This is a genomic window from Erythrobacter sp. CCH5-A1 (genome assembly GCF_001557115.1).
Taxonomy (GTDB): Bacteria; Pseudomonadota; Alphaproteobacteria; order Sphingomonadales; family Sphingomonadaceae; genus Erythrobacter.
Genome location: NZ_LSKQ01000150.1, coordinates 1 through 7075 on the forward strand (window position 1 = coordinate 1; position 7075 = coordinate 7075).

The window sequence follows — 7075 nt, forward strand, 5'->3', positions numbered from 1 at the left end:
TGGTGTTCACGTTGGTGAAGGTGCTCGAGAGGGTCGAGCCGAGGTTGGTCATCGCGGTGATCGCGGCGACGGCGATCAGAGCGGCGATCAGGCCGTATTCGATGGCGGTGGCGCCCTGTTCGTCGCGGACGAGGTTCTTGAAGAAGGTCATGTCTAGTCTCCTGGTTTGGTCTTCGGTACCCGTGCCCCCCTGTGTCGCGGCGGGCTGACTTTAGTTAGACTGCCAGTTCTTGAGAAATTCCTAACTCGGCGGCCCAAGTGGAATTTATTTCGACATCGCAGCCACGCTCTTGCTTTCGACATTGCCCCACATGCTGATTGTGGTGGTCGCAACGCTGTGCAGCGCGGCGATCATGGCGATGACGATAAGCGAGAGGATCAGACCATATTCGATAGCGGTTGCACCCGACTGGTCGTCGACAAGCCTTTTCATGAATGTCGACAGCATCGGGAAACCCTCTACTTCGTTGCGTTCTGACGGGTTCGAAAATCGGTCCAAACCGTTAAGAATGAGTTGATGGGACGCACCATGATGGAAAGAAAACCGACATGACGCCCGGGTGGATCGCGGTGGTGGCCGGCGCCCTCGAGCGGGGGGATGGCCGTTGGTTGATGCACCTCAGACCTCAAGGAAAGCATCACGGCGGACTATGGGAATTCCCCGGTGGCAAGGTGGAGCCCGGGGAAATGCCCGCCTCTGCGCTGGTGCGCGAAATCGCCGAGGAGCTGGGGGTCGCGTGCAAGGCCAATGACCTGGTGCCTTGCGGCTTTGCCGAGACCGACGGGAGCGGGCAGGGCGATCGGGCGCTGGTGCTGCTCCTTTATCGCCTGAGCGTCTGGCAGGGCGAGCCGCAAGCGCTCGAGGGCGGCGCGGTGGGCTGGTTCACTCCCGAAGAAGTCGCCGCGCTGCCCAAACCGCCGCTCGACGCGGCGCTCGCCGCAGGGCTCTTCCATTTTCGCTGATTCGCGACCGAAGCCTCTTGCCAAGCCCAAACGACCCTCCTAAAGGCCGCCCCCTAGCGCGCACCCGTAGCTCAGCTGGATAGAGCATCAGACTACGAATCTGAGGGTCGGACGTTCGAATCGTTCCGGGTGCGCCAAAACAGCCCGCTCCTTGCAAAAGGGGCGGGCTGTTTTGGTTCTACCACGGATCATTCGAACACGTTCGGAATCGGAGGCGGCGCGAGCCGCCGGAGATGGCGGAGCCGCGCAGCGGCGGAGCAATCGTTCCGGGTGCGCCAACAAGGCCCGTTGCCTCGCAAGGGGCGGCGGGCCTTGTTGGTTTCAGTCCTCCACCGAATCCTCGAGCGCGTGCATGTCCTCGTCCGACAGGCCGAAATGGTGCCCAGCCTCGTGGATCACGACATGGCGCACCAGCTCGGCAAAGCCGACACCTGTCTCCTCCATCTCGGCGATCAGGGGCTGGCGGAACAGGGTGATGACGGGCGGCAGGCCTTCGCTGTCCCATTGGCTCCTTTCGGTCAGCGCCACGCCTTCATAGAGCCCGGTCAGATCCCACGGGTCCTCGATGCCGAGCGAATCGAGCTGCTCGTCGGTCGCGAAGTCCTCCACCCGCACCACGACGCCTTCAAGCTCGCGGGCGAAGACCTCCGGCAGCCGCGCCAGAACCGCGCGGGCGAGCGCCTCGAATTCAGCAGCACTGGGTTCGCGCACGCGGTTTTGCTCCTTTCGCCCGGACCAGGGGATGCATTGCGAAAAATGCCTATTACATTTGCATAGGTGGGGACGGCATCCATCGGCTGCAATCGGCGTATCTTGGCGGAACGCCTGCATGGTTCGATGGTTGACGTCACTCGGGATCGACAGGCGAGGGGGCTCCTGAAGAGCCGATGAGTGCAGAAAGACCAGAAACCATGAACCATATCTCCGCCCACGATCACGACGATGTGTTCGATCCGGAAAATCCGCTCGGCAAGCCCGAGGTGCCCGAGAACGTGCAGGACGCGATCCGCACGCTGATCGCGTGGGCGGGCGACGATCCGAACCGCGAAGGCCTGCTCGACACCCCCAAGCGCGTGGGCCGCGCATGGCTCGAATATTGCGAGGGTTACCGCGAAGACCCGGCGATCCACCTCACCCGCCAGTTCACCGAAGTGGGGGGCTATGACGAGATCGTGCTGCTGAAGGACATCCCCTTCCAGTCGCATTGCGAACACCACATGGCGCCGATCGTCGGCAAGGCGGCGATCGCCTATCTGCCGCGGAACAAGGTCGTCGGCATCTCCAAGCTCGCGCGCGTGCTGCACGGCTATGCCAGCCGCCTGCAGATCCAGGAGCGCCTCACGGCCGAGGTCGCGCAGTGCATCTGGGACCATCTCGATCCGCATGGCGTTGCCGTGGTGATCGAGGCCGAGCATGGCTGCATGACCGGGCGCGGGGTCAAGACCCATGGCGTCGGCATGGTCACCAGCCGGGTGCTCGGCTGCTTCCTCGAAGATCATCGCAGCCGCAAGGAAGTGATGAGCCTGATGGGCTACTGACCTGCAAGGTTGCAGCGATCGGCAGATTGACGGCGTTCACCGTCAATTGAGCAAACTGCAACCGAGGTTGGTTGGAGCGCTTCTGCTGCGATGATATGACACATCATCGACGGTCATAAAGGCCGCGACAAGCAGGAGAGACCATCATGAAGAAACTTGTGATTGGCGCCGCAGTGCTGGCTGCCAGCCTCGCTGCACCCGCCATTGCGCTCGAGCACGAGGTGGTGATCGACCATGCCGAAGGGCCGATCGCGGCCGACTACAAGGGCACGGTGACGGTCGAGACACGCCAGGTCGGCGCTGCCGGTGCCCCCGGGCGGGCGAGCACGCTCAGCTGCCGGTGGACCGCAAGGCTGAGCGTCGAGCGCGTCGCCAAGGTCGGCAGCACCATGAGCTCGCGTCGCACGCTGACCAGCGACGACGTCGCCAGCGGCGCCCGCCCGGGTTGGTGTCCCACCAACCCCGACGTGATCGCCAAGCTGGTCGATGCCCGCAGCGAGCGGGTGCGCGGCGCGCTGCTCGCGCTGGTCGAGCAGGACCGCGCGGCGCTGGTGGCTGAGGCCGACACCGCCACCACGCTCGGCTGAGGACCGCAGGGCCCGCATTGCGGACGGGCGCTCCCGGCGACGGGAGCGCCCGTTTTCGCGCCCCGTTTTCGCATTTGCGGTCAGCGGCAATCCGTCATAGCTTTCGGCCCGGGATCCCATCGAAGATCATCCGAGGAGACTGTCCGATGCTGCCTTTCACCGCCCGCCATCTGCTCGCGCTTGCCGCACCGGTCGCCATGCTGGCCGCCTGTTCGGGCGGGGACGCGGCCGATCCGGCTGCCGAAGGCACCGCCGCCGCGCCAGCCGCCGCCGCGGGCGAGGCGCCGCCGGTCCTCAAGGAGCGCGAGGAGAATTTCGAGGCGATCGGCAAGGCCTTCAAGGCGATACGCGGCCAGCTCGATGCCGATGCGCCCGACTTTGCTCTGATCGCCGCCAGCGCGACCGACATCAACACCCGCGCGGCTGCGATCCCGAACCACTTCCCCGCCGGAACCAGCACCGCCGACGGCTTCAAGACCGAGGCCCTGCCCGCGATCTGGGAAAAGCCCGAGGAGTTCAAGGCGGCGGCGCAGAAGCTGGTCGACGAAAGCGCCAAGCTTGCGAGCCTCGCCCCCGGCGGCGACAAGGCGGCCGTGGCCGCGCAGGCGATGGCGATGGGCGGGGCCTGCAAGGGCTGCCACGACAAGTTCCGGCAAGACGACGAGAAGTAGGGCGTGAGCGAGACCGCTCCGCCGCGCGCGGGACTGCCTGCCGACATCAGCGTGTGGGACCCGCTGCTGCGGATCGTTCACTGGAGCTTCCCCCTGCTGATCCCCGCGATGTGGTGGACGGCGGAGAACGACAAGTGGGCGCAGCACAAGCGCTTGGGGCTGGTGCTGCTCGGTCTGCTGGTGTTCCGGCTGCTGTGGGGCTTCCTCGGCGCTGAGACCGCGCGTTTCGCGCAGTTCGTGAAGGGACCCAAGGCTGTGCTCGCCTATCTGCGCAGTGGCGCGGGCGGGCCCGCGATCGGCCACTCGCCGCTGGGCGGATGGAGCACCATGGTGCTGCTCGGCGCGATGCTGTTGCAGGTCAGCCTCGGGCTGTTCGCAGGCGATCCCTTCGACGGGACGACCGGGCCGCTGAATAGCCTCGTCGGGGTCAGCCTCGCCGACACCATCACCGAGCTGCACGAGACGGTCTTCTGGGTGATCGCCGGGCTGATTGCGCTGCACCTGGCCGCGATCTGCTTCTATGCGGTGCGAGGAAATGACCTCTTGAGCCCGATGGTCGGCGGCACCCGTCCGCCTCTGGAGGGCGTGGCCGGGATCGGCCCGGTGCCGTGGGTGAGGGGGCTGCTCGCTTGCGGCCTTGCAGCGGCGCTAGCGCTGTGGGTGGCATTCGGTGCGCCGCCGCTGACGTGATGCGCAGTGCATGCCTGCATTGGCAAGCAATTGCGAAGGATCACTCCACCGGCGGCGTATCGACCGGTTCCACGGTTGTCGGTCCGCGTGTCTCGCCAATAATGGCGACGACTTCGACCAGCCGGCCCTCCGTGGTCCTGTCGAACATGGCCGAGAGGGTCCGCGTCATTTCGGCTCCGTCCTCGAACCGGCCCGTGATCTTAATTTCGCAATCAGGCAAATATTCCGAGAAATAGGTGCATTTGGCGCTTTCGACGCGGACCAGAATCGCGTCCTTGCCGTTTCTGCTCGCAAAGTGGGCGAAGCGGCCTTTCCAGTCGGCCCAGTGATCGCTCACATAACCAGCGATCTCTGAGGTATCGGGCAGGGCGGGACGCTCGGGGGAAGCAGCCTGCGCGGTGCTTTTTATGGCCAGTATCCCGGCAAGGGCGATAAGGGTGCGTTGTCGGCTCATTGCCGCTGAACATAGGCGGATTGGAGCGCGCCCGTAAGCCCCCCGGCGCCTGTGCGGCGGGGGGCTCGCCAGATTCAGAGCTGGCCGAGCATGTGCTCCGCGCTCGAGACCTTGAAGTCGCCCGGTTCTTCGACGTTGAGCTGCTCGACCACGCCGTCGTTGATCACCATCGAGAAGCGCTGGCCGCGCTTTCCGAGGCCGAAGCCCGAGCCGTCCATGGTGAGGCCGATCGCCTCGACGAATTCGGCATTGCCGTCGGCGAGCATGGTGATGTCCTCGCTCCCGGCGGCCTTGTTCCAGGCGCCCATCACGAAGGCATCGTTGACCGCAGTGCCGACGATTTCGTCGACACCCTTGGCCTTGAGCTCGGCGGCCTTCTCGACGAAGCCGGGCAGGTGCTTGGCCGAGCAGGTCGGGGTGAAGGCGCCGGGCACGCTGAACAGGGCGACCTTCTTGCCGGCGAAATAGTCGGAGGACTTGACCGGCTGCGGGCCCTCGGCGGTCGCCTTGATGAGGGTGACTTCGGGAAGCTTGTCGCCAACGGAAATGGTCATGGTGGATGTGTCCTCTCTTGCGGGGTGGTGTGGCCCGCGCTCTCTATCGCGGGGTGGGCGCTGGGGCAACAAATAGACATATAAAGATAAGTTTATATTTGCCTCGAGGGCGATGTGCCGCTAGGGGGCTAGCCGCGTAAACAGACAGCCCGCCTTCGCGTGTGCCGTTCTGTGCATAGGAGATAGAAACGATGGCCACGCTCGCCGCCAATCCGACCACCGAATACGTCATCAAGGACATCGCGCTCGCCCAGTTCGGCCGCGACGAGATCATGATCGCCGAAACCGAGATGCCGGGCCTGATGGCCCTGCGCGAGGAATACGGGGCCGCGCAGCCGCTCAAGGGCGCGCGCATCACCGGCTCGCTCCACATGACGATCCAGACCGCGGTGCTGATCGAGACCCTCGTGGCGCTGGGCGCCGAAGTGCGCTGGGCGACCTGCAACATCTTCTCGACCCAGGACCACGCCGCCGCCGCGATCGCCGCGCGGGGCATTCCGGTCTTCGCCATCAAGGGCGAGACGCTCGCGGATTACTGGGACTATGTCGGCCGCATCTTCGACTGGTCGTCGGAAGCCGATCCCGATCTCACCGCCAACATGATCCTTGACGATGGCGGTGACGCCACCATGTTCGCCCTGTGGGGCGCGCGCCTCGAAGCGGGCGAGGAAATGGGCGAGCCGACCAACGCCGAGGAAATCGAGTTCCAGCGTGCGCTCAAGGCCTTCGTCGCCGCCAAGCCGGGCTACCTCACCAAGACGGTGAAGGCGATCAAGGGCGTCTCGGAAGAGACCACCACGGGCGTGATGCGCCTCTACCAGATCGCCAAGCAGGGCAAGCTCCCGTTCCCGGCGATCAACGTCAACGACTCGGTCACCAAGTCGAAGTTCGACAACCTCTACGGCTGCAAGGAATCGCTGGTCGACGCGATCCGCCGCGCGACCGATGTGATGCTGGCCGGCAAGGTCGCCTGCGTCGCGGGCTACGGCGATGTCGGCAAGGGCTCGGCCGCCAGCTTGCGTGACGGCGGCGCGCGCGTGATGGTCACCGAGATCGACCCGATCTGCGCGCTCCAGGCGGCGATGGACGGCTTCGAGGTCGTCACCATGGAAGATGCGGTGAAGCGCGCCGACATCTTCGTTACCGCCACCGGCAACGAGGACGTGATCACCGCCGAGCACATGCAGGCGATGAAGCCGATGGCGATCGTGTGCAACATCGGCCACTTCGACAGCGAGATCCAGATCGCCGCGCTTTCCAACTACGAGTGGAAGGAAATCAAGGAAGGTACCGACCTCGTCACCTTCCCCGATGGCAAGTCGATCATCGTCCTCGCCAAGGGCCGCCTGGTGAACCTCGGCTGCGCCACCGGCCACCCGAGCTTCGTGATGAGCGCGAGCTTCACCAACCAGACCCTCGCCCAGATCGAGCTGTTCACCAAGGCGGACGAATACGAGAACGACGTCTACGTCCTGCCCAAGCACCTCGATGAAAAGGTCGCCGCGCTGCACCTCGCCAAGCTGGGCGTGCAGCTGACCCAGCTCAGCCAGAAGCAGGCGAGCTACATCGGCGTGCCGCAGGCCGGCCCGTTCAAGCCGGATCACTACCGCTACTAAGA

General features: G+C 65.0%; 11 protein-coding genes and 1 tRNA gene. 7 read left to right on the forward strand and 5 right to left on the reverse strand.

Features of this window, described 5'->3' with window-relative positions; genetic code table 11:
- Both AX708_RS08625 and AX708_RS08630 read right to left on the reverse strand, forming a co-directional pair.
- Positions 1–151: Flp family type IVb pilin (locus AX708_RS08625; protein WP_067489987.1), on the reverse strand; the 151-nt coding region annotated here is incomplete at its 3' end.
- A gap of 114 nt (positions 152–265) precedes the next feature.
- Complete coding sequence (locus tag AX708_RS08630; RefSeq protein WP_233999631.1) at positions 266–433, reverse strand: Flp family type IVb pilin; 168 nt, start codon at positions 431–433, stop codon at positions 266–268.
- A gap of 116 nt (positions 434–549) precedes the next feature.
- Between AX708_RS08630 and AX708_RS08635 the strand changes: the two genes are divergently transcribed.
- Both AX708_RS08635 and AX708_RS08640 read left to right on the forward strand, forming a co-directional pair.
- A complete protein-coding gene (locus tag AX708_RS08635; RefSeq protein ID WP_066525410.1) occupies positions 550–963 on the forward strand; it encodes a (deoxy)nucleoside triphosphate pyrophosphohydrolase in 414 nt (137 codons plus the stop codon).
- 60 nt (positions 964–1023) lie between these two features.
- A tRNA-Arg gene (locus AX708_RS08640) sits at positions 1024–1100 on the forward strand.
- Positions 1101–1284: 184 nt separating this feature from the next.
- On the opposite strand, the gene AX708_RS08645 is transcribed toward AX708_RS08640, so the two are convergent.
- Entirely contained in the window at positions 1285–1674 is a 390-nt protein-coding gene (locus AX708_RS08645; RefSeq protein WP_066525411.1) for a metallopeptidase family protein, read from the reverse strand.
- Between the two features lie 200 nt (positions 1675–1874).
- Here AX708_RS08645 and folE point away from each other — a divergent pair, with 200 nt between their 5' ends.
- The 4 genes from folE to AX708_RS08665 all read left to right on the forward strand — a co-directional run bounded on the left by folE (position 1875) and on the right by AX708_RS08665 (position 4449).
- Positions 1875–2501 (forward strand): GTP cyclohydrolase I FolE, encoded by a 627-nt coding sequence (folE, locus tag AX708_RS08650; RefSeq protein WP_066525413.1) that lies wholly within the window; start codon positions 1875–1877, stop codon positions 2499–2501.
- A 146-nt stretch (positions 2502–2647) separates the two neighbouring features.
- Positions 2648–3088: a hypothetical protein gene (locus AX708_RS08655; RefSeq protein ID WP_066525415.1), complete on the forward strand. Its 441-nt coding sequence runs from the start codon at positions 2648–2650 to the stop codon at positions 3086–3088.
- A gap of 146 nt (positions 3089–3234) precedes the next feature.
- Entirely contained in the window at positions 3235–3759 is a 525-nt protein-coding gene (locus tag AX708_RS08660; protein WP_066525417.1) for a cytochrome c, read from the forward strand.
- A 3-nt stretch (positions 3760–3762) separates the two neighbouring features.
- A complete protein-coding gene (locus AX708_RS08665; RefSeq protein ID WP_066525419.1) occupies positions 3763–4449 on the forward strand; it encodes a cytochrome b/b6 domain-containing protein in 687 nt (228 codons plus the stop codon).
- A gap of 40 nt (positions 4450–4489) precedes the next feature.
- On the opposite strand, the gene AX708_RS08670 is transcribed toward AX708_RS08665, so the two are convergent.
- Together AX708_RS08670 and AX708_RS08675 are read right to left on the reverse strand one after the other, a co-directional pair.
- Positions 4490–4903: a hypothetical protein gene (locus AX708_RS08670; RefSeq protein ID WP_156443260.1), complete on the reverse strand. Its 414-nt coding sequence runs from the start codon at positions 4901–4903 to the stop codon at positions 4490–4492.
- Positions 4904–4977: 74 nt separating this feature from the next.
- Positions 4978–5457: a peroxiredoxin gene (locus AX708_RS08675; RefSeq protein ID WP_066525424.1), complete on the reverse strand. Its 480-nt coding sequence runs from the start codon at positions 5455–5457 to the stop codon at positions 4978–4980.
- Between the two features lie 191 nt (positions 5458–5648).
- Between AX708_RS08675 and ahcY the strand changes: the two genes are divergently transcribed.
- On the forward strand, positions 5649–7073 hold the full coding sequence (ahcY, locus tag AX708_RS08680) for an adenosylhomocysteinase (protein ID WP_066525426.1): 1425 nt from the start codon (positions 5649–5651) through the stop codon (positions 7071–7073).
- Positions 7074–7075 lie beyond the last annotated feature (2 nt).

Excerpts from the sequence above, each read along its gene's own strand:
- ahcY (WP_066525426.1), top strand. The coding sequence starts at position 5,649 with ATGGCCACGCTCGCCGCCAATCCGACCACCGAATACGTCATCAAGGAC.
- AX708_RS08675 (WP_066525424.1), bottom strand. The coding sequence starts at position 5,457 with ATGACCATTTCCGTTGGCGACAAGCTTCCCGAAGTCACCCTCATCAAG.
- AX708_RS08655 (WP_066525415.1), top strand. The coding sequence starts at position 2,648 with ATGAAGAAACTTGTGATTGGCGCCGCAGTGCTGGCTGCCAGCCTCGCT.
- AX708_RS08660 (WP_066525417.1), top strand. The coding sequence starts at position 3,235 with ATGCTGCCTTTCACCGCCCGCCATCTGCTCGCGCTTGCCGCACCGGTC.
- AX708_RS08630 (WP_233999631.1), bottom strand. The coding sequence starts at position 433 with ATGAAAAGGCTTGTCGACGACCAGTCGGGTGCAACCGCTATCGAATAT.
- folE (WP_066525413.1), top strand. The coding sequence starts at position 1,875 with ATGAACCATATCTCCGCCCACGATCACGACGATGTGTTCGATCCGGAA.
- AX708_RS08635 (WP_066525410.1), top strand. The coding sequence starts at position 550 with ATGACGCCCGGGTGGATCGCGGTGGTGGCCGGCGCCCTCGAGCGGGGG.
- AX708_RS08670 (WP_156443260.1), bottom strand. The coding sequence starts at position 4,903 with ATGAGCCGACAACGCACCCTTATCGCCCTTGCCGGGATACTGGCCATA.